This window comes from Sphingobium agrisoli, assembly GCF_041877245.1.
Taxonomy (GTDB): Bacteria; Pseudomonadota; Alphaproteobacteria; order Sphingomonadales; family Sphingomonadaceae; genus Sphingobium.
In genome coordinates, this window is record NZ_JBHDJI010000003.1 from 94,899 (window position 1) to 116,822 (window position 21,924).

Consider the following 21,924-nt stretch of genomic DNA (forward strand, 5'->3'; position numbering starts at 1 on the left):
CTACCCCCCCATTTCGCACCACCGGGCGGCCGGGCCGCCTCAGCCGATCACGACGAAATCCGCGTTGCTGAGCGCCGTCCTCGCCGTCACCTGCGCGAACAGCACGGCCGCGCCCGCGCCATTGCCGTCGGCATCATAATAGATATTGCCGCTCGCGCCATCATAGAGGATGCGGTCGTCCGCCTCGGTCGCCACCGCGCCCGACTGGAAAGCGCCCGCCGCCAGCGTTCCGGCCGGCTCAATGCTGAAGAAGATGTTGGGATTCAGCGAGATCGTATCGTCCGCCATCGAAAAATCGGTGATCTGGTCGATATTGCCCGCGCCCGGCGCGGTATCGAACACGAAATAGTCGATCCCCGCTCCGCCGGTCAGCACATCATTCCCGTCATCGCCGCGCAGGATGTTGTTGCCGCGATTACCAACCAGCACATTATCGTATCCGTTGCCGAAAGCATCGATGGCACGCCCGCCAAGCAGAACCAACGCCTCGACATTGTCAGGCAGCGTATAGCTTACGCCGCTATGCACCGTGTCATGGCCGCGCCCGATCCGCTCGACCACCTGATCGCCGACATTGTCGACATAATAATGGTCGTCGCCACCCAGACCGATCATCCGGTCCGCGCCATCCAGACCGCTGATGACGTTGCCCCGATTGTCGCCGATCAACACGTCCGCGCTGTTTGACCCGCGCAGATTCTCGAAGCCGCTGACCGTATCGATCCCCGCCCCGCGCGTGCTTTGCGGCCCCGTGGTCGCCAGCGACACGACCACCCCGGTCCGCGCATTCTCGTAGCTCAGCGTGTCGATGCCCGGCCCGCCCGTCAAAATGTCGCTTCCATAGCCGCCTTCGATCACGTCATCGCCCGCGCCGCCGACGATGTTATCCGCGCCAAGCCCGCCCGTCAGCAGATTGGCCGCGCCATTGCCGGTGAGCCGGTCGTCGTAGCGCGTGCCCTGGACATTCTCGACATTGGTGAGGGTGATGCGCCGCAGGTCGCCTTCATACAGGCCGAGCGCCGCCAGATCGACCGTCACACCGCTCGCATAGCCCGCAAAAGAGACGCTATCCACGCCCTCGCCACCATCGAACAGATCGAAACCCCCGCCCGCGACATAGCGGTCGTTGCCGTCGCCGCCCTGATAGGCCGTATAGGCCCCGGTTCCGGTAAACAGGTCTGCGTCCGCCGTGCCGTTCACCGTTTCGCGAAACACGCCCGCCGTCAGTATATCCTCGCGATAGTCGTCGGTCGCCTGCTTTATCGAGACGACATAGTTCCCCCCGCTGCCGGCTCCGACGCCAAGATAATAGGTGCCGGATGTCGCTGGGGAAAAATGACGGTCGCTTATGCCTGTCAGTCTGGCGCCCCCCGCATCATAGATCGCGGGCCTGCCGACCCCCTGCGTTGCGAAAACATAGGATTTCCCGGCCGACAGGTCGACGGCGAACCAGTCGAGGTCGACCCCATTCTGCAATACCCCTTCCGCCGTGCCCCCCACCTGGATGACGCCGGCCGTAAGCGGGTTGGCGGTGAAATCATCGGCCGTGGCCGAACTGGTCAGGGTGTAGCTGTCCGTGAGGCCGGGCCGGGGCTGTGGAGAGTCGATCCAGACCCTGAACATTCCATCATGCGGCGCCAGTAAATCCAGCCTGCCCAGATGGCTGCTCTTGAGGGACGCGCGGCCATCATAAATGGCGAACGCACGACTACTACTAGCTGTGGCGAAATTGTAAATCTGCCCCTGGGTAAGATATATGTCGTAATGATAGACGTTTTCCGAAACCAGCCCGGATTCGTTCACCACCTGCCCAACGACGATATCGGGATAATCCGCCAGCGGAATCTCTGTCAGCCCAACCGAATAGGTCGGGGTCTTCCCGGCTGAAAAATAGTACTCATAGCCGGCAATGACGGAGATATAATAGACACCCGTATCAACGATGTCGAAGTTGACCTTTCCGCTCGAATGCTCGACAGTCGTGCGAGCCATCACGACATTGCCCTGCGCGTCGAGCAGTTCGACGCTCCGGTCGGGCCGGATCCCAAAAGCGCCAGTCAGCACTTGCAAATCCACCTCATAGGATCGCCCGCCCGTCAGCGTCGCCGCGAACCAGTCCGCATCGCCACCAGCTTCCCAGCGCCCTGTTTCGACCATCCCCGCGTTCAGCGAGCCCGCCTGCGCCGGCGACGTGCCATGATCGTCGTCCACCGGGTCGATCTTGAGCATGTCGCCATTGATATTGAAGATGATGCTCAGATAATAGCGCCCGGACTCGTCAGGGGTGAAATGACCCAGGTGGCTGTGGAATGGTCGCGTCAGCACGTTCCCTTCGGCGTCGGCGATATAGACCTCCTCATAGCCACCGCCGATGGCGTAGGACTGGCCGCCAGTCAGATCGACGGCATACCAGCTTTCGGCGCGGCTCGGATCGACCTGAGCGGGCCAGATGCCTTCTCCGATGATCAGGACCAGAGGCGTATTGATCCAGGGCGGCGTGGGGTCCACCTGCTCCGTCACCGTGACGCTATAGTCCTGCACATTAGCGCCGGACAGGGAAACCCAATAATCTCCCGTCGACTCGGCATAATAGCCGACCGTAGTCAGGAGGAACCCGGCCGTCCGGTCATAATGCGGCGTGACGGCGGAGCCATCGGGCAGCCGGAGCCCGATGCCGAAGGCGTCCGACAGGGTGAAGATATAGGTCTTTCCCGCCTCAAGCCGGATGCGGAACCAGTCGACATCACGCTCCGCTTCAAAACGGCCATTGGCGGTAAGCATCCTGTTTCTCCTCCGGCCCAGCAGATAACGGACAAGTTCGATGATCGTAAAGCCAATTCAACGGCTTGTACACAAAGGACGCTATTCGCCGCCGCTCCCTCCCAAGTCCGCATCCGTCAACGCCGTCCCTGCCGCGACCCGCGCGAACAGCAAAGCCGCGCCATCCCCCATCCGCCTCCTAATAGATCGCCCCGCTCGCCGCGTGCCTCGCTCGCCACCGCGCTCAGTCGGAACGAGTTGGCCCCGCCATTGGTTCGCGCGCGGTGGTGGGTGACGCATTCGGCAGGAATTCTTCAGTCGCATCTCCATCACGGCTTTGTTGCCAAGCGGACATTCCTAGACGGTCAGCCCCGCCCCCCCCTGCCGCGGCGGGGCTTCACAGTGCCTTTCATTCGCGCGGGGCTTCGCTCATTTACCTCTTCAAGAAACTGCCATGGGTGCGTAACCGATTCTTGCCGACCGCCCGTCGCGTCGCCATCTTCCCTACCGAACCGTAGCCCGACTTGCAGCGCAAGAACAAATCTGGAACACTACCCCAATGAGCCTTACCCATATCCAGAAGCAGAGCTTTAGCGAATGCTGACCCACATTTCCGTCCGCGGCGCGCGCGAGCATAATCTCAAAGGCGTGGACGTCGATCTGCCGCGCGACTCCCTTGTCGTCATCACGGGCCTCTCCGGCTCGGGCAAATCCAGCCTCGCCTTCGACACCATCTATGCCGAGGGGCAGCGCCGCTATGTGGAGTCGCTCTCCGCCTATGCGCGCCAGTTCTTAGAGATGATGCAGAAGCCCGATGTCGAGCATATCGAAGGCCTCTCCCCCGCCATCTCGATCGAGCAGAAGACGACCAGCCGCAATCCGCGCTCGACCGTCGCGACCGTCACCGAAATCTACGACTATATGCGCCTGCTCTGGGCGCGCGTCGGCATCCCCTACAGCCCCGTCACCGGCGAGCCGATCAGCGCGCAGACCGTCAGCCAGATGGTCGACCGCGTGATGCAGTTGCCGGCGGGCACACGCTTCTACCTGCTCGCCCCCGTCGTGCGCGGGCGCAAGGGGGAGTATCGCAAGGAACTCGCCGAATGGCAGAAGGCGGGCTACACCCGCGTCCGCATCGACGGCGAGATGTATTTGATCGAGGACGCGCCCGCGCTCGACAAGAAATACAAACATGACATCGAAGTCGTGGTCGACCGCCTCGCCGTCGATCCCGACATGGGCACGCGGTTGGCCGACAGTTTCGAACAGGCGCTGAAGCTCGCCGATGGGCTGGCCTATGTGGACTTGGCGGACGGGACGTTGGCGGACCTTCTCCCCGCTGTCGCCCCAGCGAAGGCTGGGGCCTCAGGCGGCAGCAGCGCTACCTCGCCTGAGATCCCAGCCTCCGCTGGGATGACGGGCGGAAAAATGAAAAACGCCGGCATCCCCGCCAACCGCATCGTCTTCTCCGAAAAATTCGCCTGCCCGGTCAGTGGCTTCACCATTCCGGAGATCGAGCCGCGCCTCTTCTCCTTCAACGCCCCCCAGGGCGCTTGTCCGGCATGCGACGGCCTAGGCGAGCGGCAGGAGTTCGACCCCGAACTGGTCGTCCCCAACGAAGCCCTGTCCCTGAAAAAGGGCGCGATCGTCCCTTGGGCGAAGTCCAACCCGCCATCACCCTATTATATGCAGGTGCTCGGCTCCCTCGCCAAGGAATTCGGCTTCTCCCTCGACACGCCCTGGGCCGACCTCCCCGGCGAGGTGCAGCTCATCATCCTCCACGGCACCGGCGGCAAGCCGGTCACGCTGCGCTTCCAGGACGGCCGCAAGAGCTATGAGGTGAAGAAGGCGTTCGAGGGCGTCATCGGCAACCTCAACCGCCGGATGCTCCAGACCGACAGCGCCTGGATGCGCGAGGAACTCAGCAAATACCAACGCGCCCAGCCCTGCGAAACCTGCCACGGCGCCCGCCTCAAGCCCGAAGCGCGCGCGGTGAAGATCGCCGGCGAAGACATCTCCATCTCCACCCGCCGCTCGGTGGTGGACGCCTTGGGCTTCTTCTCCACCCTCCCCGCGCAGCTCACCGACCAGCAGAACCAGATTGCCCGCGCCATCCTCAAGGAAATCGTCGAGCGCCTGGGCTTCCTCAACAATGTCGGCCTCGACTATCTGAACCTTGACCGCACCAGCGGCACGCTGTCGGGCGGCGAGTCCCAGCGCATCCGCCTCGCCTCCCAGATCGGCAGCGGCCTGTCGGGCGTCCTCTACGTCCTCGACGAGCCCTCGATCGGCCTGCACCAGCGCGACAATGACCGCCTGCTCGTGACCCTGAAACGTCTAAGAGACCTCGGCAACAGCGTCATCGTCGTCGAGCATGACGAGGATGCGATCCGCGCCGCCGACTATATCGTCGACATGGGGCCGGGCGCGGGCGTCCATGGCGGGCAGATCGTCGCGCAGGGCACCCTGCCCGAAATCCTGGCCCACAAGGACAGCCTCACCGCCGATTATCTGAACGGCACCCGCCGCATCGAAGTCCCCGCCAAGCGGCGCAAGGGCACGGGCAAGAAGCTCACCGTCCACAACGCCCGCGCCAACAATCTGCGCGGCGTCACCGCGTCGATCCCCTTGGGCACCTTCACCTGCATCACCGGCGTGTCGGGATCGGGCAAGTCCAGCTTCACCATCGACACGCTCTACGCCGCCTCGGCTCGTGCGCTGAACGGCGCGCGCATTCTCGCGGGCGCGCATGACAAGGTGACGGGCCTCGAACATTGCGACAAGGTGATCGACATCGACCAGTCGCCCATCGGCCGCACCCCGCGCTCCAACCCCGCCACCTATACCGGCGCCTTCACCAACATCCGCGACTGGTTCGCCGGCCTCCCCGAAGCCCAGGCGCGCGGCTACAAGCCCGGCCGCTTCAGCTTCAACGTCAAGGGCGGCCGCTGCGAAGCCTGCCAGGGCGACGGCGTGCTCAAGATCGAGATGCACTTCCTCCCCGACGTCTATGTTACCTGCGACGTGTGCCACGGCGCGCGCTACAATCGCGAGACGCTGGAGGTGAAGTTCAAGGGGCGCTCGATCGCCGACGTGCTCGACATGACGGTCGAGGACGCAGTGGAATTCTTCAAGGCCGTCCCCCCCATCCGCGACAAGATGGCGATGCTCGCCGAAGTGGGCCTGGGCTATGTCAAGGTCGGCCAGCAGGCGACGACCCTCTCGGGCGGCGAGGCCCAGCGCGTCAAGCTCGCCAAGGAACTCTCCCGCCGCGCCACCGGCAACACCCTCTACATATTGGACGAACCCACCACCGGCCTCCATTTCGAGGACGTCCGCAAACTCCTCGAAGTCCTCCACGCGCTGGTCGACCAGGGCAACAGCGTGGTCGTGATCGAGCATAATCTCGACGTCATCAAGACCGCCGACTGGATCATCGACATGGGACCGGAGGGCGGCGTGAAGGGCGGCGAGGTCGTCGCGGAGGGTACACCGGAGAAGGTAGTAAAGGAGAAGCGGAGCTTTACCGGGCGGTATCTGGCGCCGTTGCTGGGGCTGGAGGCTGTGGCGGCGGAGTAGTCATTACAACCCTTGCCTTCTTTAGGATTAATACATGTCTGCCGCAAATAATTCTGGTGGTTTGACGAAAACAGAACAATACTTGTCCAAATTGGCTAGACGCAGCTTCTTGTCGCTGTGGTCACATAGCAATTTGTTCCGAGATGTGGGTAAGGAATTAGCCGATCTCGTCGTTGTTTGCGGTGAAATAGTAATTATATTTAGCGACAAAGAAGTAAAATGCGACGCCAGCGATGATCTGAGAAAAGGATGGCTTAGATGGTACAATCGGGCCATCCTGAAGTCTGTAAAACAATTGAAAAGAGCGCATGGCTGGATACTATGCCATCGAGATAGAATATATCTTGATGCGCAGTGCGAAAATAAAGTTAATTTGTTTGACAAGTTAGATAGAGGTTTACGTATTCACCTCGTTGCTGTGGCGAACGGAGCATCGCAGAATTGTCAGCAGCATTTTGGTGGCGGCAGCGGTTCCCTTGTGGTCAGCCCTGGCGAAGATCCATTAAATCCGGAACCTTTCCACGTCGGCAATCCCGCCGGAGAAGGAGCTTTCGTACATGTTTTTGACGAAGCACATCTACATGTAATACTTCAAGAACTCGATACTATACGTGATTTTTCCGACTATCTCGAAGCTAGACAAAAGGTCATTAAAAATGGCAACCTTCACTTTGCAGCAAGTGAAGAGGATTTGCTCGCAGTTTATCTAAAAGATATCAATGAAAAAGGCGAGCATGACTTCGTTTCTGAAAGCGGAGTTTCGCTGAACGAAAACCAACTCATCGCAATTGAAGAAGGAAGTTACCTAAATTTTCAGAAGGCAACTCAATATAGAAGGAAGAAGTTAGCCGATAAAAAGTCCTATTTGTGGGACCGGCTAATCGAAAAGTTTGCAAAGAATTTCCTAGAGGGGACGTTAGCGCCCATTCCCGCAAGCTTGGGCGCAAGAGACGGGAGGCATGGGGGTGCTGAACTTGGGCTTCGCTATATGGCCCTTGAGCGCAGAGTGCAGAGGCGAGGCCACGCTGAAGCTATAATCGGGGCATTTGACGTTCTAGAAAAGAGCGGAGGGAACCGGTTCCCGATTATCCCGTTGACGCATGTGCCTTCGAATTGTGCCTCACGCTTTGTCGGGTCTCAGATGGATACATCGGCTCTTGCAGTCTGAAGCGCATGTGCAAAACTCCCCATGCAGAACGGGGAGTCGAAAAATGGCAAGTGAGCAGGATATCGCGCGGGGTGTGATGATTATCGCCGCCCGGCAGGCAAACGGACTAGCGAGCTACAGTCGCTGCCGGAGAGAGTTGCCTGCGCTTGTGCAGCTAAATGCAAACAACACTGCACCATCACTTACTCGGCATGGCGAGCCACTATGGCATCAAATCGTCCGGAACATTAAGTCCCATGATGTTGCGGGAACGAATTATATTGCTCAGGGCTGGTTAGAGCATGTCTACCGCACTGGCTATCGGATTACAGCCGCAGGCCGTGCTCATTTGCAGGCGCTAGGTATTCACCCATAAAGCGCCTTGTATCCCGGCTTGAGCCACTTGAGTTCGGCCCCGCCGCTAGCATCCTTGTCCCAGACAAACCACGCATAGGCAGTGGTTCCGGTCCCCTTTTGCACCGCTCCAGCCGGGTAGAAGGTGATGCGTTCACTGAACACCCACACCCGTGACGGCGGGGCATCACTAAAGATGGTGCGCTGCCGGTTGGCGCCCTCTAGAAACGCCAAACGTAACAGCAGCGCGAACTTTCGATCAGTGCGTTCCAAGCCTGAGCGAACGAAGCCTTCGGCCGCATTGTAGGGCGGGTTAGTGACAATGTTGGGAGCCCTACGCCGGCTTTCGAGGAAGTCATGATCTCCCTCGCCGTAGCCGCGATCAATCAGGTCGGAACTGACAACCTTATTACCGGTCGTCTCTAACACCTTCGACATTGCCCCATCGCCGCAGGCGCACTCCCATATGTCCCCTCGGAAATCCTCGTTGTCAATCAAGGCATAGGTGGCCCATGCAGGCGTTGGAAAATAGTCAGGCCCGTCTAAATCGGCGAAGCGCTTCACGGCCGGCTTAAACCCGCCGTTGAGGTTGTAAGTGCTATCCATCAGCAAAAGGTATCAGAATCAGTAACTTAGTCAACAAATGCTAAGCAATTCAAAAGACTCGATTATCTGGATCGTGCAGCATTTTTTCAATTAAGGCTGCGAGTATGTTCCTGAAATATTCCGGCTGCTCATACCCCCACACCCTCTTGCACACTCATGGCTAACCCTCTATAGGGAATCGCCATGACTGCTGATATCCACCTTGGCCTAAGGAACGTCGTCCTCACCGTCGATGACGTGCGCCATTGGAAGGCGAGGCTTGCGCGCATCGATGGTGAAATCAACGCGTTGCAAAGCGAGAAAGAAGATTTTTCGCGGAAGTTGGCTGCTGCGGCATTGTTCCTGGATGTGGATGCCGTCGTCCCGGGCGAGAGTGAGGCAACAGAAGCCGAGAGTCCCCCCATTGGCGCTGAAGAGCAACCTAAGGCAGAACCGGCCGCAAGCGCGCCGGTCCAGAGGAAGCGCCGCAATTATGGGCGGCTGACATGGCGCGATGTCATTCTCGCAGCTGTAGAGCCCGCCGAGATGGGGCTGACCTATGCTGAACTTCGCGCAGCTGTTCGCGAGAGCGAACTCGGTCCGCAGTTGGAGGCGAGTGAAAAGGGATACCACAACGCAATCTCTCGGTGCGCTCGAGATGAAGAAGTGGTTCGAGATCATGGCCGGGTTTTTACGCCCGCCGCTTTTAAGCGCTTTATGGCAGCGGTAGAAGCCGGCGAGGTGTCTACGACAGTTCCGCAGCCGATGGCCTATTCGCCTATGGGTGAAGCTATTCTAGATATTGTCGCAGCCCGTCCCGGCCAGTTGAACGGCAAGGGCATTATTGGGGAACTGCGCAAGGACACAGAGTTTAACGCAACCCTCACGCCGCATGAAACCAGCGCTTACAATATCATCGCTAGGCTGGTGAGGCGGGGGCAAATTGTTCGCCGTGACGATGGGACTATCTTGCCGGGACGCAATTTCCCGCAAGATCGGATCCAGAGTGACGCGAATAGCAATGAGGCGCCTAACGGCAATGTCGCAGGCGCCTCACAAGCCGGGGAAGCGCCAACTTCCCCTAACGAAGCTCCACCGCTCTTTCGAGTGGTGAAGTGAACCTTGCCCGTGCGGGGCACCGACCGGAGGCGGTTCAACCCTCCGGAGGAAGGACAGACCAATGATCGTTGCAGGATTGATCGCCCTGGGGCTTACGGCCCTACTAGCGATCCTGTTAATAGATCAGCCTGCCACGGCGGGGGCAATGCCCCCGCCGCTTTGCGTATGTAGCAAATATGCTAACGGATTGCTATAGTCCGGTTATGGAGCGCATAACCTTAGCCGAAGCGTTGGCAACCGATCGCATACACGAGTTCATAGAGCAGGCCGAGCGCGACGGCGTAGGAAACGCCGACGAAGCGCAATTCATGAAGCTGATGGGGGTCATTGTCACAGCGCCCCGACCAGAAGATCAAACATCCCATTCACCCGCTGGCGATTGTTCGCCCGGAAAGTGAATTCCGACAGATAGCGCTGCATGTGCTTGGCGCTGATCTGGACATGGGTGGAGCGGACCGACGCCTTGAACAGCCGCCAGAAGCCTTCCACGGTGTTGACGTGGAACGTCTCATTGGCGCGGTAGTCGTAGTAGGCGTATTCCTTGCGGCCATGGCTCACAACGCCATGCACGTAGCCATCACCGCTGAGTAAACCGTAGGATACCAGTTCGTCGGTCGAAACGGTGGAACCCTTCTCCACGCTGTCCAGAACCACGCCGCGCAGCGTGTCCTTCTTCACGTTAGGGATCACAACCGCCTTCATGTTGCCGCCGCGTTCGGCCATGCCCATTACGATCGTCTTACCGGGAGCGCCGCGACCGCGCTTGCCGCCCGAACGGCGACCGCCGACATAGGCTTCGTCCATTTCGACATGACCGGAAAGCAGCGCGTCGAAGCCCTGCGCCTTGGCGGTGAGATCGCGGATTTGCTGGCCGATGCGATAGGCAGTCTTATAGGTGACGCCAAGCTGGCGCTGTAGTTCCTTGCCGCTCACGCCGTGGCGCGTCGTGCAGAAGAGATACATGGCATAGAACCAGCTAACCAGCGGCGTCCGCGTGTCGTGCAGGATGGTGCCAGCGGTGGGGTTCACATGATGACCGCAGTTGGCGCAAACGAACGTGCGGCGGGCTGCGAGCTTGTGGTGGGTGCTTTCCTTACCGCACGAACCGCACTCAAAGCGGGTGCCGCCAAACCGCACTTGCATGATGTGGGCAAGGCAGGCGTCATCGTCGGGGAAGCGCTGGAAGAACTCGCGGACCGAGAACTCAGGGGAGGCGGAGGGGCTTTTCTTGCTCATGCCATTCTAATGGCAGAAACTCATACATGCGTCAAGGGGATAAACGGGACCGGTTTTTCCGTGCGATGATTCCGGAGAATGAAGCGCAAGGTGATACCGGCTTTTGCATTCTTCTCTTAAAAAGGGCAGGGGCTCCCGAAGGAACAAGTTTTGAAAAATACCGTGAGTTTCGCGCTCTCAACTTATCCGTATATACTGAGAACCTTTTAGAACGTAATCGGCACTTAAAGCGAGTTATAGGTATTGCTACAGAAGGTGAAATAAATGGTGCCAAATCTGAGGATTTGGTTTATCACCAACCCCCAGAATGGACCCCTGAGGCTATAAAAGAAGCACACGAAAGGGCTGAAGCGATAGGCGCATTCACGAGCGCCATGACGCATAATAAATACTCTGCTCTCGAGTATCCGGAGACTGACGACGGACTGACAGGGCAATTCCAAGCAATACCCTACTCCTTTGTCCAACCTGCCTCAGTCGCGATACCTAGAGCCAGCGGCAATCGGGCCGAAAGACGTAAGAAAATGGCTCAAATCAAACGGAAACTCAGACATAGATAACTGGCTGGATTGATATCCGAATTGAAGAAGCGCCTGTCCAGCTTGCGCAGAAAATCTTCGCTGATAAAATGTTCATATGACCAAACTCACCCCCATCGAGTCCGAATTCGCGACGACCGAGGAAGCGGAAGCTTATGACGCCTGGTTCCGCGCAACGGTCGAGACGCGCATGGCATCGGACAGTCCGCGCATCCCCCACGACGAAGCAATGGCGCGGATGCAGGCGATCATTGATCGGCGCAAGAACGGCTGATGCTCCCGCTCGTCTGGCTTGAGGAAGCGCTGGACGATCTCGAAAGCATCGTCGATTTCATCGAAATGCAGAATCCTGCCGCCGCCGAACGCCTCGGCCAAGCCATTCGCCACACCGCCGCGCAACTGCCGCAGCATCCCTACATGCACCGCACCGGCCGCGCCCCCGGCAGCCGTGAAGCGCTGGTGACGCCCAACTATCTCATCATCTACCGGGTCGCCATCGACACCATCGAAATCCTCGCCATCAAACACACCCGCCAGCAATATCCCTGACATCCCCCAAAATCCTATTCGCTGTCCTACACCCCCCAAATCTGCCTACCCTCATGGCCAAGCCACCCTCATCATGCAGGAGCCTTGCCATGACCATGCAATTCCCGCCTCTCCCCACCCCCACGGAGCAAGTCCGCATCGACGGCTGGAGCCCCGCGCGGCAGCGGCGGTTTCTCGAAACCCTCGCCGCCACCGGCGTCGTCCGCCTCGCCTGCGAAAGCGTCCGCATCACCGCGCGCAGCGCCTATGCGCTGCGCATCCGTCGCGACGGCGCGGCCTTCCGCCTGGGGTGGGACGCGGCGATCCTCATCGCCCGCGCGCGCCTCGCCGATGATCTGCTCGCGCGCGCCATTACCGGCTGCACCGACACCATCCAGCGCGACGAGGAGAATTTCCTCGTCACCCGCCACCGCCACGACAATCGCCTCGCCATGTCGATGCTCTCGCGGCTCGATCGCATGGCGGACAATCCGCCCGAAGGGTCCGACGCCGCCCTCGCCCGCGTCGTCGCGCAGGACTTCGTCGCCTTCCTGGACCTCATCTGTGACGAGGACGCAGTGAAGGCGGAGGTCGATCGCGATCACCTCCCCGCCACCGGCGCGGAGCCCTCCGCGCGCGAGATGGAGGACGCCCGCCTGCTCGACGGCAGCCAGCCCGCCACCCCGGACCCGGTCGAGGAGGACGCCGCCCAGGCGCTCGCGCCTGCCGCCTCGGTCGCCATGTTCATCGCCGCCCGCCTCGCCGTGCATAAGGCGCAGCCGCCCGCCTTTTCGGACTCTCAGCAACGGTGTGAACTTCGCCCCGCGCCGCCCGTGCGGCTCGACACGCTGCCGCCGGAAGAGGCCGCCAAGCGCCTTCGCGGGGTCTGGTGGGACGACCGGAAGGATTGCTGGCGCACCGATTATCCCGCCCCGCCCGATTTCACGGGCGACCAGACCGACGAGCTGTACGAGATCGACTATTACAGCCGCGACCTGTCGCCCGACGAGCACCAGATTCTCGCCTACCGCGATGAAGAAAAGCGCCGCCCCTATGAGCTGGCCGCCATGGACGCGCGCGACGAGTTTTTCGGCTATATGCCCCTGGAGTCCGTGGCCGCGGCGGCCGGGCCGGCGGCGCATCCGGGCTGATCCGCCGCGCCGCGCCGCGCGCTGTCCCCCCACCGATTTGCTATTTCCGGCCCGGTCGCCTATAGCGGTCGGGCTACAGTCGCAAATCGACGGTCTTCGGCGCTTTGCGGCACCTACTTCCTTCTTTCCCTGCCCCTTTAGCCCATGGTCCGTTCACACGGGACGGGCCGCAACGAAAGAAGGACTCATCATGAGCATCACCGGAACCGTCAAATTCTTCAATGCCGACAAGGGCTATGGCTTCATCGCCCCCGATGGCGGCGGTCAGGACGCTTTCGTCCACATCACCGCGCTGGAGCGCGCCGGCATCGCCAACCTCCAGGAAAAGGACCGCGTGTCCTACGATCTGGAGCAGGACAAGCGCGGCAAGATGGCCGCGGTGAACATCGCCCACGCGGACTGACTTTAATAGGGCCGATCGGGCGGCGCGAATGGTCGTGCCGCCCGGCTCCCCTCCCCTATCCGAAGGAGCGACCCATGGCCCATGCCGATTACCACGCCCTCGCCGCCGAAGCCCGCAGCCAGGCCGACGCCGCCACGCTGGACAATGTCCGCGACCGCTGCCTCCGCTCCGAAGCCGCCTTCCTCGCCATCGCCCACCGCCAGGACCGCGTCGACCGCAGCCGGGCCCTGCGGGACGCGGACGCGCCGGCCGCCACCGACTGATCGGCATTTTTGCCGAGGCCGCTGAGCCGTTCTGCGCCGGCGTCCAAAAGACCGGAACCCTTCCGCGCCCGGCCGGTTATCTCCCCAAACCCATCCCAAGGAGACGACCATGATCCGCACCCTGATCTTCGGCGCCATCGCCGGCTATGTCGGCAAGAAGCTCTACGACGAAGGCAAGCTGACCGAGTTCAAGAATGACCTCGTCGGCCGCTACAACGACGCCAAGGCGAAGATCGACGAGCAGCGCGCCTCGACCGACACGCCCAGCGCCCCGCTGGTCGGCGCTACCGGCACCGGCACCACCGCGCCGCTCGCCCACTGATTTTCTTTCCGGCGGCATCGCCCCCGCTCGCCGCCGGTCGCCGCCCGCCCGCTGCCATACCCCCCTTTTGGCAGCGGCGGGCGGTTTCTTATGCCCGCAAAACCCGGGGGACATAGAAGATCGAGGAGAGATATCGTGCGCAAACCCATTCTCGCAGCAGCACTGGTCGCCATGCTTCCCCTCGGCGCCTGCATGTCGGACAATGGCGGGGGTCGGGGCTATGGCTATGACCGCCCCGACGACCGCCGCGGCCCACCCCGCCGCTGGCGTCAACTGCGCGACAATGACGAAATCTACCGCGACAATGACGGCCGCTATTATTGCAAGCGCGATGACGGCACCACCGGCACGATAGTCGGCGCCATTGCCGGCGGCGTACTTGGCAACGTCATCGCTCCGGGCGGATCGAAAACGCTCGGCACCATCCTCGGCGCAGGCGGCGGCGCGCTGGCGGGCCGTGCCATCGACAAGAACGACGTCCGCTGCGAGTGAACAATGAAAAAGGCGTGGGGATCGCTCCCCACGCCCTGTCCTACATCGTGACGATGCTTTACAGCTTCTCGGTAAGCTCCGGCACCACTTTGAAGAGATCGCCGACAAGGCCGACGTCCGCCACCTGAAAGATGGGCGCGTCCTCGTCCTTGTTGATGGCGATGATGGTCTTGCTGTCCTTCATGCCGGCGAGGTGCTGGATCGCCCCGGAAATGCCGACCGCGACATAGACTTCGGGCGCCACGATCTTGCCGGTCTGACCGACCTGATAGTCGTTCGGCACATAGCCTGCGTCCACCGCCGCGCGGCTCGCGCCGACAGCGGCACCCAGCTTGTCCGCCAGCGGGAAGATGACCTGCTCGAACGTTTCGCCGTCCTTCAACGCCCGGCCGCCCGACACGATGATCTTCGCGGAGGTGAGCTCAGGACGCTCCAGCTTGGCGATCTCCGCGCCCACGAAGCTCGACAGCCCCTTGTCGCCGGTCGAAGCAACCGCTTCCACCGCGCCGCTGCCGCCTTCCGATGCCGCCTTCTCGAACGCGGTGCCGCGCACGGTGATGACCTTCTTGGCGTCCTTCGACTGCACGGTCGCAATCGCGTTGCCGGCGTAGATGGGCCGCGTGAACGTGTCCTCGCTCTCGACCGACAGAATGTCGCTGATCTGCATGACGTCGAGCAGGGCGGCGACGCGCGGCGCGATATTCTTGCCGTTGCTGGTGGCCGGCGCGACGAACGCGTCATGGCTGCCCATCAGCTCGACGACGAGCGGCGCGATGTTTTCGGCGAGCGCGTGGCCGAAAGCTGCGTCGTCCGCGACATGGACCTTGCCCACGCCAGCGATCTTTGCGGCGGCCTCGGCGACGCCCGACACACCCTCGCCCGCGACCAGCAGATGCACCTCGCCCAGCTTCGATGCGGCGGTGACGGCGGACAGCGTCGCGTCCTTGACCACGCCGCCTTCATGTTCAACCCAAACCAGTGTCTTGCTCATGCCGCAACTCCCAGAGCCTTCAGTTTCGCAACCAGTTCATCCACATCTGCCACCTTGACGCCGGCGGAGCGCTTGGCGGGCTCCACAACCTTGAGCGTCGCGAGGCGCGGCGAAATGTCCACGCCATAATCGGCGGGGGTCTTGCTCGCGAGCGGCTTGCTCTTGGCCTTCATGATGTTGGGCAGCGAGGCGTAGCGCGGTTCGTTGAGGCGCAGGTCGGTCGTGATGATCGCCGGGGTGGAGAGCTTGACCGTCTCCAGCCCGCCGTCAACTTCGCGGGTCACGCTGACGCTGTCGCCCTCGACCTCGACCTTGCTGGCGAAGGTGCCCTGCGGCAGGTTCAGTAATGCGGCGAGCATCTGGCCGGTCTGGTTGCTGTCGTCGTCGATCGCCTGCTTGCCCAGGATGATGAGGCCAGCGCCTTCCTCTTCCTGCACCTTGGCGAGCAGCTTGGCGACGCCCAGCGGCTCCACCTCGTCATCGGTCTGGATCAGGATCGCCCGGTCCGCGCCCATGGCGAGCGCGGTGCGCAGCGTTTCCTGCGCCTTGGCGACGCCGATCGAAACCGCGACGACCTCGGTCGCCACGCCCTTTTCCTTGAGGCGAATGGCTTCCTCGACCGCGATCTCGTCGAACGGGTTCATGCTCATCTTGACGTTGGCGAGGTCCACGCCCGTCCCGTCCGCCTTCACCCGAGGCTTCACATTATAGTCGATCACCCGCTTCACGGGCACAAGGATCTTCATTTCAACATCCTCCGTTATCAATGCCAGCACGGGCGCGGGCAGCCCGTTTCCGGACCACCCGCACCCTCATTTGTTCAGTCAGGCGGGAAAGTGCCTCAGGCCGCCTTCCTCACTTCCGCCACGATCTTCTTGGCCGCGTCGCCCAGATCGTCGGCGGGGACGATGGGGAGACCCGAATTGGCGAGTATGTCCTTGCCCTGCTGGACGTTCGTGCCTTCCAGGCGGACGACCAGCGGAACCGACAGGTTCACTTCCTTGGCGGCCGCGACAATGCCGTTGGCGATGATGTCGCACTTCATGATGCCGCCGAAGATGTTGACCAGGATGCCCTTCACCGCCGGGTCCTTCAGGATGATCTTGAACGCCGCCGTCACCTTCTCGGTGGTGGCGCCGCCGCCCACGTCGAGGAAGTTGGCGGGGAATTCGCCATTCAGCTTGATGATGTCCATCGTCGCCATGGCAAGGCCCGCGCCGTTCACCATGCAGCCGATGTTGCCGTCGAGCTTGATGTAGGCGAGGTCATACTTGGACGCTTCGACTTCGGCCGCGTCCTCTTCGGTCAGGTCGCGCAGTTCGGCGATGTCCTTGTGACGGAACATGGCATTGCCGTCGAAGCCGACCTTGGCGTCGAGCACGAGCAGGTTGCCCTGCTCGGTCAGTGCCAGCGGATTGACCTCGATCTGCTCGGCGTCGGTGTCGAGAAATGCGGCATAGAGCGACGCGGCAACCTTGGCGGCCTGCTTGGCCTGATCGCCGGTCAGGCCGAGGGCTGCGGCGACCGTGCGCCCATGGTGCGGCTGGAAGCCCGAGGCGGGATCGACCGAGAAGCTGTGGATCTTTTCCGGGGTCGAATGGGCGACTTCCTCGATGTCCATGCCGCCTTCGGTCGACACGACGAAGGCGACGCGGCTGGTGGCGCGATCGACCAGCAGCGCAAGGTAGAATTCCTTGGCGATGTCCGCGCCGTCGGTGATGTAGAGGCGGTTGACCTGCTTGCCCGCTTCGCCGGTCTGGATCGTCACCAGCGTGTTGCCCAGCATGTCGGTGGCGTGGGCCTTCACCTCGTCCAGGTTGAAGGCCAGGCGCACGCCGCCCTTCGCATCGGGGCCGAGTTCCTTGAACTTGCCCTTGCCGCGACCGCCGGCATGGATTTGCGACTTCACGACATAGAGCGGCCCGGGCAGCTTCTTGGCGGCCTCGACCGCTTCATCGACGGAAAAGGCGGCGTAGCCGGCGGCGATCGGCGCGCCATATTTCGCCAGCAGTTCCTTGGCCTGATATTCATGAATGTTCATGGGGTCGCCGTCCTTGTGCGTCTAAGCGGATGACGGACGGCTAAGCACAGACCCGTGAATCGCGCCAGCGAATTTCGCAAAATGACTTTGCAAAATTGCAAAAGGCTCGGGCCGACCGCGACGCAATATATTGCGAAATGCGGATCAAAAGGCGCAGGAAATGGCCGCCCCACTAGTCACCGAAATGATCTCGGGATCCTGCAAAGCGCGCAGATTGTGGAGCAGTTCGTCCACAGACAGGCCATTACTGTGAGACTTGCGGATCGAACCCAGCGACTGGAGCCGCCGCAGTTGCAGCAGGCTCAGCCGATCCGCCATCTTCGGCGCCATGCACTCCGCCATCCGGGGCGACAGTCCCGCCTGCGTGAGACCATTCCGCAGCCGTGATTCGGGAGAGAGGGAAGCGCAACCGGGCAGCAGCAGGGCCGCAAGGCCGCAAAGATGGGATGTCATTTTCATGTCGATTTTCATGGCCGCCCGGACAGGAACGGACAATAGAAGAGAGAGCAGCTTTTTTGGAGGAAGGAACCGGCCTTGGACAGGATATTCGCCGCCATGTCGCACCGTGTGGCAAGTTGGGCGGGGCAGCCTCAGGCCTTCATCCTGGCGCTTGCGACAATCATCATCTGGCTGATCACCGGCCCGATCTTCGGCTATTCCGATACCTGGCAGTTGGTCATCAATACCGGCACCACCATCATCACGTTCCTGATGGTGTTCCTGATCCAGAATGCACAGAATAGGGACGGCTCTGCCATACAGGCGAAGCTAGACGAATTAATCCGCGCCATCGAGACCGCCCGCAACGACTTCATCGGTATCGAGCATCTGACCGAAACCCAGCTGCAAAATATCAAGGCGGTGCTGGAACGCGAATGCGGCGATGACGAGACGCATCGCAAAGCTATCGAGCGCCTTATCGATCGCCGCTGACCCGCGTTAATGCGCCAGCGCCAACAGCTTCATATTTTCCTGACGATAGGCGTCGATCTGCTCGCTATATCCCCTTGCGAGCCCCTCATAGGCCGCTCTTCCCTTCGGCGAGCGGCTGCTTTGTGCGTGGATCAAAGCCATCTGCCGCCGATGCAGCAGATAATTCACATCCTTCTCCATATCTCGCCCTCCTCCATTATCTTTAAAGAGTGTGGTCGAATTGGCGCGCAACGGCCCTGAATCGTGCATGCGGGGCGCAGTTTACCATCAATTTTCACGCTTGGCGAATCGGCTCAGGCGGAATGTTCGACATCCTGCCGCGCCGACGTGGCGATCCAGCGCAGTACCGCATAACCGGCAAGCGCCGACAGCAACGATCCCATGAGAACCCCGCCCTTCGCCTCCTCGATCAATTCAGGCGAAGCCGGGAAGGCCAGTGCGCCGATGAAGAGACTCATGGTGAAGCCGATGCCGCACAGCAAGGCCATGCCGTACACCTGTCCCCAGCCAGCGCCGCCCGGCCGCTCGGCGATACCCAGCCGCGCCGCCCCCCAGATTGCGCCAAATATGCCAAATTGCTTGCCGAGGAAGAGTCCCAGCGCGATCCCGAGCGGCAGCGGCGCGAGAAGGCCAGCAAATGTGCTCCCGTCCAGAACCAGTCCCGCATTGGCGAAGCCGAACAGCGGCACGATCAGATACGCGCTCCAGGGATGGATACCATGTTCCAGCCGGTGCAACGGGCTGTCGTCGGCATCGGGCGCGGCGGGCGTGCGCCGCAGCGGCACCGCCATCGCCGCCAGCACGCCCGCAACAGTCGCATGGACGCCCGACAACAAGGTCAGATACCAGAGCAGCAGAAAACCGATCAGATAGACCGGCAGCGCCTTCACGCCCACCCGATTGAGCCCGAACAGGGCAGCCAGCACGCCTCCCGCCCCGGCCAGCGCGGCGACATCGACATGCTGGGTGTAGAAAAGCGCGATGATCGCCACCGCGCCCATATCATCGACGATGGCGATAGCGGTCAGCACCAGCTTGAGCGACGCCGGCGCCCGGTCCCCCAGCAGCGCCAGCACCCCGATGGCAAAGGCGATGTCGGTCGCCGCCGGAATCGCCCACCCATTGCCGAGGTTCGGCTGGCCATGCGTGACCACCATATAGACCAGGGCCGGCGCGACCATGCCCGCCACCGCGGCGAGCACAGGCAAGCGCCGCCGCTCCCAGGTCGAAAGCTCGCCATCGACGAATTCGCGTTTGATCTCCAGCCCGACCAGCAGGAAGAAAATCGCCATCAACCCGTCATTGATCCACAGATGCGGCGTCATCGGGCCGATGGCAGGGGAAAGCACCGGCCCGACGGGCGCATGGAGCATGTCGTGGTAAAGATGCCCTGCCGCCCCGGAAAGGTTGGCGGCAATCATCGCCAGCGCCGAAGCCATCATCAACAGTACGGCGCCGCCCGCCTGACTTTTCAGGAACGCCCGGATCGCTGAGGGTTGGCGACGGCTCATGTCATTTGCTCCATGGCGTTCAGAAAGGGCAACGGGCCGCCCCGGTCAACCCGTAGAATAAAATTACATAAATAATGTTAGTGGCTTGGAACGGGCTTACGCAAATGGCATGGTCCCACCATGGCGCGTTGGGAGGCACGTCTTGGGCGATATGCTAGCGACGGCCATGGGCGGCCTTTATCGGGAAGTGCTGCTCTTCGCCGCTATCGGCATAGCGATTGGCGGTATCGACGATCTGCTGATCGATATCCTCTTCGGCTTCCGCCGCATTTGGCGCGATCTGACCGTCTATGCCCGCCATCCGCGCATGACGACGATGACGCTGCCGCCCTCGGTTAACCCTGGCCGCATCGCCATCTTCATCCCTGCCTGGCAGGAGGCGGAGGTCATCGGCCCGATGCTTCGCAACGCATTGCGACAATGGCGGGCGGACGACTACCGCATTTTCGTCGGAGCCTATCCCAACGATCCGCAGACCATCGCCGCCATCACGGCCGTTGCCGAGGGCGATCCGCGCATCGTCCTTTGCATCAATCCCCGCCCCGGTCCCACGACGAAGGCGGACTGCCTCAACCTGCTGTGGCAGGCGATGCAGGCGTGTGAGGCCAGCGGCATTATGTAGCAAACGCACCAGCATGATTACGCCTGCCCGCGCGCGCGATGGCGGATGTATCGCAGATGGTGATGCGTCGTGATCGGGATGCTTTCCCGCGCCTTTAATTGGAGGGAAGCAGGCCCCACAAATTTTGTGTTCGCATTGAGCGAACCATTCCTATATATAGCCAGAGGGGCGTTCGCAGTTTGTTCTAGGGGTTGCAAACGGCGCACCAAGGCCATCAATATGACTTACACGCCGCAGCACATAGCTAACTACTTTCTGGCAAAGGCCGAAGAGGACGGGCGGCCTTTGACGCCGCTTAAGCTGATCAAGCTCGTTTACATTGCTTACGGCTGGGTCTTAGGTTTGCTTGGCACTAGGTTGTTCGAAGAGCGCATAGAGGCATGGAAGCATGGGCCGGTAATTCCGTCCATCTACCATGAGTTCAAGCATTTCGGCGGCGGAGCTATCACAGATGATGCCGTTTGGTATGATCTTGATACAGGCGACTGCAGGCGTCCAACGATAGATTCCTCGGACCGGGATCTGCAGATTATCCTTGATAAGGTTTGGGCTGCTTACAAGCGGTTTTCAGGTTGGGCGCTTCGTCAAAAAACCCATGAGGTTGGCACTCCTTGGGAGCAGACTTACGATCCTAATGTCAAAGGCAAGCAAATTCCTGACGATCTGATCAAGCCTCATTTTCAACAGAAAATAAGAGAGATCGTTGACGCAGCCGAGCGATGATGGTGATGCCGACCTATTGCGGCGCTTGAGCGGACTTAGCAGCAAGGACGTTGGCCGCGCTGCTGAGATGAAGTCTCCGAATTTTTCGGAAGACGATGACGCTAATGACAAGCGTTGGTGGAAGGCTCAGCACCGCCGAACGATAAACAAAATCAAAAGGATTTTTTTTTGGTTTTTGCTGTTGGCAACATGCGGCTTCATAACCCTAAGTGCTGCAGGTTATCTTTACCTTGTATCTCTTTGGTTAGGAACAGTTCTCTATGGGACGAAGGTTCATGACCCGGTTGCTTTGAAATCCTTCATCGACGGCGTTCTTTGGTCACTTTTGATTGTGTTCGCTACCTTGTTTTTTGAGGGAACCTTCAAGGACAAAGATTAAAGCCGTAGATCGTGCGACCCAATCGCCTCTAAACATTGGACCAGAAACACCGCTGTAAATTTACCCCGGCTCAGCTTGTTCCTGATATTCGGCTCAGAGTCCATCACCCCTATATCGGCCAGCTTCCCCACTAGGTCGGCGTAGGACAAGCTACGGCGCTTTAGCTCCGCTTTAAGCAGCCCCTTGACCTGTTCCTCCCAATCCTTCTGCGACTTCGGCATGGTGCATCCCTTTCGATTACGGATG

At 60.8% G+C, this 21,924-nt stretch carries 25 protein-coding genes; 15 read left to right on the forward strand and 10 right to left on the reverse strand.

The features are described from left to right. Window positions 1-39 precede the first annotated feature (39 nt). Complete coding sequence (locus ACETPF_RS06925; protein WP_373933644.1) at window positions 40-2,781, reverse strand: calcium-binding protein; 2,742 nt, start codon at window positions 2,779-2,781, stop codon at window positions 40-42. 576 nt (window positions 2,782-3,357) lie between these two features. Here ACETPF_RS06925 and uvrA point away from each other — a divergent pair. Both uvrA and ACETPF_RS06935 read left to right on the forward strand, forming a co-directional pair. Next, window positions 3,358-6,339 carry an excinuclease ABC subunit UvrA gene (uvrA, locus tag ACETPF_RS06930; protein ID WP_373933645.1) on the forward strand — a complete coding sequence of 994 codons (2,982 nt, stop codon included), beginning with the start codon at window positions 3,358-3,360 and terminating at the stop codon, window positions 6,337-6,339. 34 nt (window positions 6,340-6,373) lie between these two features. After that, entirely contained in the window at window positions 6,374-7,507 is a 1,134-nt protein-coding gene (locus ACETPF_RS06935) for a hypothetical protein (protein WP_373933646.1), read from the forward strand. Between the two features lie 345 nt (window positions 7,508-7,852). Here the strand turns inward: ACETPF_RS06935 and ACETPF_RS06940 are convergent, their stop codons facing one another. Beyond that, window positions 7,853-8,446 (reverse strand): hypothetical protein, encoded by a 594-nt coding sequence (locus ACETPF_RS06940; RefSeq protein WP_373933647.1) that lies wholly within the window; start codon window positions 8,444-8,446, stop codon window positions 7,853-7,855. 183 nt (window positions 8,447-8,629) lie between these two features. On the opposite strand from ACETPF_RS06940, the gene ACETPF_RS06945 reads away from it, so the two are divergent. Further along, window positions 8,630-9,544, forward strand: a complete 915-nt coding sequence (locus ACETPF_RS06945; protein ID WP_373933648.1) for a hypothetical protein — start codon at window positions 8,630-8,632, stop codon at window positions 9,542-9,544. Window positions 9,545-9,874: 330 nt separating this feature from the next. Here ACETPF_RS06945 and ACETPF_RS06950 read toward each other — a convergent pair whose 3' ends face one another. Continuing rightward, window positions 9,875-10,780: an IS1595 family transposase gene (locus ACETPF_RS06950; RefSeq protein WP_373933649.1), complete on the reverse strand. Its 906-nt coding sequence runs from the start codon at window positions 10,778-10,780 to the stop codon at window positions 9,875-9,877. Window positions 10,781-10,806: 26 nt separating this feature from the next. Between ACETPF_RS06950 and ACETPF_RS06955 the strand changes: the two genes are divergently transcribed. The 8 genes from ACETPF_RS06955 (at window position 10,807) to ACETPF_RS06990 (ending at window position 14,478) form a co-directional block, all read left to right on the forward strand. Then, window positions 10,807-11,340 (forward strand): hypothetical protein, encoded by a 534-nt coding sequence (locus ACETPF_RS06955; RefSeq protein ID WP_373933651.1) that lies wholly within the window; start codon window positions 10,807-10,809, stop codon window positions 11,338-11,340. Window positions 11,341-11,416: 76 nt separating this feature from the next. After that, on the forward strand, window positions 11,417-11,593 hold the full coding sequence (gene relB, locus ACETPF_RS06960; RefSeq protein WP_373933652.1) for a type II toxin-antitoxin system RelB family antitoxin: 177 nt from the start codon (window positions 11,417-11,419) through the stop codon (window positions 11,591-11,593). Then, the gene (locus ACETPF_RS06965) at window positions 11,593-11,868 is read left to right on the forward strand and encodes a type II toxin-antitoxin system RelE/ParE family toxin (RefSeq protein WP_373933653.1); all 276 of its coding nucleotides are present in this window, start codon (window positions 11,593-11,595) and stop codon (window positions 11,866-11,868) included. Before relB ends, ACETPF_RS06965 begins: the two co-directional genes overlap by 1 nt. Before the next feature lie 89 nt (window positions 11,869-11,957). Continuing rightward, window positions 11,958-12,998, forward strand: a complete 1,041-nt coding sequence (locus ACETPF_RS06970; RefSeq protein ID WP_373933655.1) for a hypothetical protein — start codon at window positions 11,958-11,960, stop codon at window positions 12,996-12,998. A gap of 190 nt (window positions 12,999-13,188) precedes the next feature. Further along, complete coding sequence (locus tag ACETPF_RS06975; RefSeq protein WP_373933656.1) at window positions 13,189-13,401, forward strand: cold-shock protein; 213 nt, start codon at window positions 13,189-13,191, stop codon at window positions 13,399-13,401. Window positions 13,402-13,475: 74 nt separating this feature from the next. Continuing rightward, window positions 13,476-13,664, forward strand: coding sequence for a hypothetical protein (locus ACETPF_RS06980; protein WP_373933657.1), 189 nt, complete (start codon window positions 13,476-13,478; stop codon window positions 13,662-13,664). Between the two features lie 109 nt (window positions 13,665-13,773). Beyond that, on the forward strand, window positions 13,774-13,986 hold the full coding sequence (locus tag ACETPF_RS06985) for a hypothetical protein (RefSeq protein WP_373933658.1): 213 nt from the start codon (window positions 13,774-13,776) through the stop codon (window positions 13,984-13,986). Between the two features lie 135 nt (window positions 13,987-14,121). Then, a complete protein-coding gene (locus tag ACETPF_RS06990) occupies window positions 14,122-14,478 on the forward strand; it encodes a glycine zipper 2TM domain-containing protein (RefSeq protein ID WP_373933660.1) in 357 nt (118 codons plus the stop codon). A gap of 58 nt (window positions 14,479-14,536) precedes the next feature. Here ACETPF_RS06990 and ACETPF_RS06995 read toward each other — a convergent pair whose 3' ends face one another. From ACETPF_RS06995 to ACETPF_RS07010, 4 genes are all read right to left on the reverse strand, one after another. Further along, window positions 14,537-15,469, reverse strand: a complete 933-nt coding sequence (locus tag ACETPF_RS06995; RefSeq protein WP_373933661.1) for an electron transfer flavoprotein subunit alpha/FixB family protein — start codon at window positions 15,467-15,469, stop codon at window positions 14,537-14,539. Next, complete coding sequence (locus ACETPF_RS07000; protein WP_373933662.1) at window positions 15,466-16,215, reverse strand: electron transfer flavoprotein subunit beta/FixA family protein; 750 nt, start codon at window positions 16,213-16,215, stop codon at window positions 15,466-15,468. The genes ACETPF_RS06995 and ACETPF_RS07000 overlap by 4 nt, the downstream gene beginning before the upstream one ends. Before the next feature lie 95 nt (window positions 16,216-16,310). Further along, entirely contained in the window at window positions 16,311-17,510 is a 1,200-nt protein-coding gene (gene sucC / locus ACETPF_RS07005; protein ID WP_373933663.1) for an ADP-forming succinate--CoA ligase subunit beta, read from the reverse strand. Between the two features lie 144 nt (window positions 17,511-17,654). After that, a complete protein-coding gene (locus tag ACETPF_RS07010) occupies window positions 17,655-17,969 on the reverse strand; it encodes a hypothetical protein (protein ID WP_373933664.1) in 315 nt (104 codons plus the stop codon). 75 nt (window positions 17,970-18,044) lie between these two features. Here ACETPF_RS07010 and ACETPF_RS07015 point away from each other — a divergent pair, with 75 nt between their 5' ends. After that, on the forward strand, window positions 18,045-18,443 hold the full coding sequence (locus ACETPF_RS07015; protein ID WP_373933665.1) for a low affinity iron permease family protein: 399 nt from the start codon (window positions 18,045-18,047) through the stop codon (window positions 18,441-18,443). A 6-nt stretch (window positions 18,444-18,449) separates the two neighbouring features. On the opposite strand, the gene ACETPF_RS07020 is transcribed toward ACETPF_RS07015, so the two are convergent. Both ACETPF_RS07020 and nhaA read right to left on the reverse strand, forming a co-directional pair. Then, a complete protein-coding gene (locus tag ACETPF_RS07020) occupies window positions 18,450-18,692 on the reverse strand; it encodes a hypothetical protein (RefSeq protein WP_373933666.1) in 243 nt (80 codons plus the stop codon). A 44-nt stretch (window positions 18,693-18,736) separates the two neighbouring features. Next, window positions 18,737-19,954 (reverse strand): Na+/H+ antiporter NhaA, encoded by a 1,218-nt coding sequence (gene nhaA, locus ACETPF_RS07025; RefSeq protein ID WP_373933668.1) that lies wholly within the window; start codon window positions 19,952-19,954, stop codon window positions 18,737-18,739. Window positions 19,955-20,105: 151 nt separating this feature from the next. Here nhaA and ACETPF_RS07030 point away from each other — a divergent pair, with 151 nt between their 5' ends. The 3 genes from ACETPF_RS07030 to ACETPF_RS07040 all read left to right on the forward strand — a co-directional run bounded on the left by ACETPF_RS07030 (window position 20,106) and on the right by ACETPF_RS07040 (window position 21,678). Continuing rightward, entirely contained in the window at window positions 20,106-20,576 is a 471-nt protein-coding gene (locus ACETPF_RS07030) for a glycosyltransferase (protein WP_373933962.1), read from the forward strand. A gap of 219 nt (window positions 20,577-20,795) precedes the next feature. Beyond that, window positions 20,796-21,299, forward strand: a complete 504-nt coding sequence (locus ACETPF_RS07035; protein ID WP_373933669.1) for a Panacea domain-containing protein — start codon at window positions 20,796-20,798, stop codon at window positions 21,297-21,299. Continuing rightward, a complete protein-coding gene (locus ACETPF_RS07040) occupies window positions 21,280-21,678 on the forward strand; it encodes a hypothetical protein (RefSeq protein ID WP_373933670.1) in 399 nt (132 codons plus the stop codon). Before ACETPF_RS07035 ends, ACETPF_RS07040 begins: the two co-directional genes overlap by 20 nt. On the opposite strand, the gene ACETPF_RS07045 is transcribed toward ACETPF_RS07040, so the two are convergent. Continuing rightward, window positions 21,675-21,899, reverse strand: a complete 225-nt coding sequence (locus ACETPF_RS07045) for a DUF6471 domain-containing protein (protein WP_373933672.1) — start codon at window positions 21,897-21,899, stop codon at window positions 21,675-21,677. The two genes, ACETPF_RS07040 and ACETPF_RS07045, sit on opposite strands and share 4 nt — an antisense overlap. Window positions 21,900-21,924 lie beyond the last annotated feature (25 nt).

What these genes read in the sequence shown, in the direction of transcription:
- ACETPF_RS06925 (WP_373933644.1), bottom strand. Translation starts at nt 2,781, where the DNA reads ATGCTTACCGCCAATGGCCGTTTTGAAGCGGAGCGTGATGTCGACTGG.
- ACETPF_RS07035 (WP_373933669.1), top strand. Translation starts at nt 20,796, where the DNA reads ATGACTTACACGCCGCAGCACATAGCTAACTACTTTCTGGCAAAGGCC.
- uvrA (WP_373933645.1), top strand. Translation starts at nt 3,358, where the DNA reads ATGCTGACCCACATTTCCGTCCGCGGCGCGCGCGAGCATAATCTCAAA.
- ACETPF_RS06995 (WP_373933661.1), bottom strand. Translation starts at nt 15,469, where the DNA reads ATGAGCAAGACACTGGTTTGGGTTGAACATGAAGGCGGCGTGGTCAAG.
- ACETPF_RS06950 (WP_373933649.1), bottom strand. Translation starts at nt 10,780, where the DNA reads ATGAGCAAGAAAAGCCCCTCCGCCTCCCCTGAGTTCTCGGTCCGCGAG.
- nhaA (WP_373933668.1), bottom strand. Translation starts at nt 19,954, where the DNA reads ATGAGCCGTCGCCAACCCTCAGCGATCCGGGCGTTCCTGAAAAGTCAG.
- relB (WP_373933652.1), top strand. Translation starts at nt 11,417, where the DNA reads ATGACCAAACTCACCCCCATCGAGTCCGAATTCGCGACGACCGAGGAA.
- ACETPF_RS07045 (WP_373933672.1), bottom strand. Translation starts at nt 21,899, where the DNA reads ATGCCGAAGTCGCAGAAGGATTGGGAGGAACAGGTCAAGGGGCTGCTT.
- ACETPF_RS06955 (WP_373933651.1), top strand. Translation starts at nt 10,807, where the DNA reads ATGCGTCAAGGGGATAAACGGGACCGGTTTTTCCGTGCGATGATTCCG.
- ACETPF_RS07000 (WP_373933662.1), bottom strand. Translation starts at nt 16,215, where the DNA reads ATGAAGATCCTTGTGCCCGTGAAGCGGGTGATCGACTATAATGTGAAG.
- ACETPF_RS06965 (WP_373933653.1), top strand. Translation starts at nt 11,593, where the DNA reads ATGCTCCCGCTCGTCTGGCTTGAGGAAGCGCTGGACGATCTCGAAAGC.
- ACETPF_RS06935 (WP_373933646.1), top strand. Translation starts at nt 6,374, where the DNA reads ATGTCTGCCGCAAATAATTCTGGTGGTTTGACGAAAACAGAACAATAC.
- ACETPF_RS07030 (WP_373933962.1), top strand. Translation starts at nt 20,106, where the DNA reads ATGCTAGCGACGGCCATGGGCGGCCTTTATCGGGAAGTGCTGCTCTTC.
- ACETPF_RS06970 (WP_373933655.1), top strand. Translation starts at nt 11,958, where the DNA reads ATGACCATGCAATTCCCGCCTCTCCCCACCCCCACGGAGCAAGTCCGC.
- ACETPF_RS07010 (WP_373933664.1), bottom strand. Translation starts at nt 17,969, where the DNA reads ATGAAAATGACATCCCATCTTTGCGGCCTTGCGGCCCTGCTGCTGCCC.
- ACETPF_RS06975 (WP_373933656.1), top strand. Translation starts at nt 13,189, where the DNA reads ATGAGCATCACCGGAACCGTCAAATTCTTCAATGCCGACAAGGGCTAT.
- sucC (WP_373933663.1), bottom strand. Translation starts at nt 17,510, where the DNA reads ATGAACATTCATGAATATCAGGCCAAGGAACTGCTGGCGAAATATGGC.
- ACETPF_RS06945 (WP_373933648.1), top strand. Translation starts at nt 8,630, where the DNA reads ATGACTGCTGATATCCACCTTGGCCTAAGGAACGTCGTCCTCACCGTC.
- ACETPF_RS06940 (WP_373933647.1), bottom strand. Translation starts at nt 8,446, where the DNA reads ATGGATAGCACTTACAACCTCAACGGCGGGTTTAAGCCGGCCGTGAAG.
- ACETPF_RS06980 (WP_373933657.1), top strand. Translation starts at nt 13,476, where the DNA reads ATGGCCCATGCCGATTACCACGCCCTCGCCGCCGAAGCCCGCAGCCAG.
- ACETPF_RS06985 (WP_373933658.1), top strand. Translation starts at nt 13,774, where the DNA reads ATGATCCGCACCCTGATCTTCGGCGCCATCGCCGGCTATGTCGGCAAG.
- ACETPF_RS07020 (WP_373933666.1), bottom strand. Translation starts at nt 18,692, where the DNA reads ATGCACGATTCAGGGCCGTTGCGCGCCAATTCGACCACACTCTTTAAA.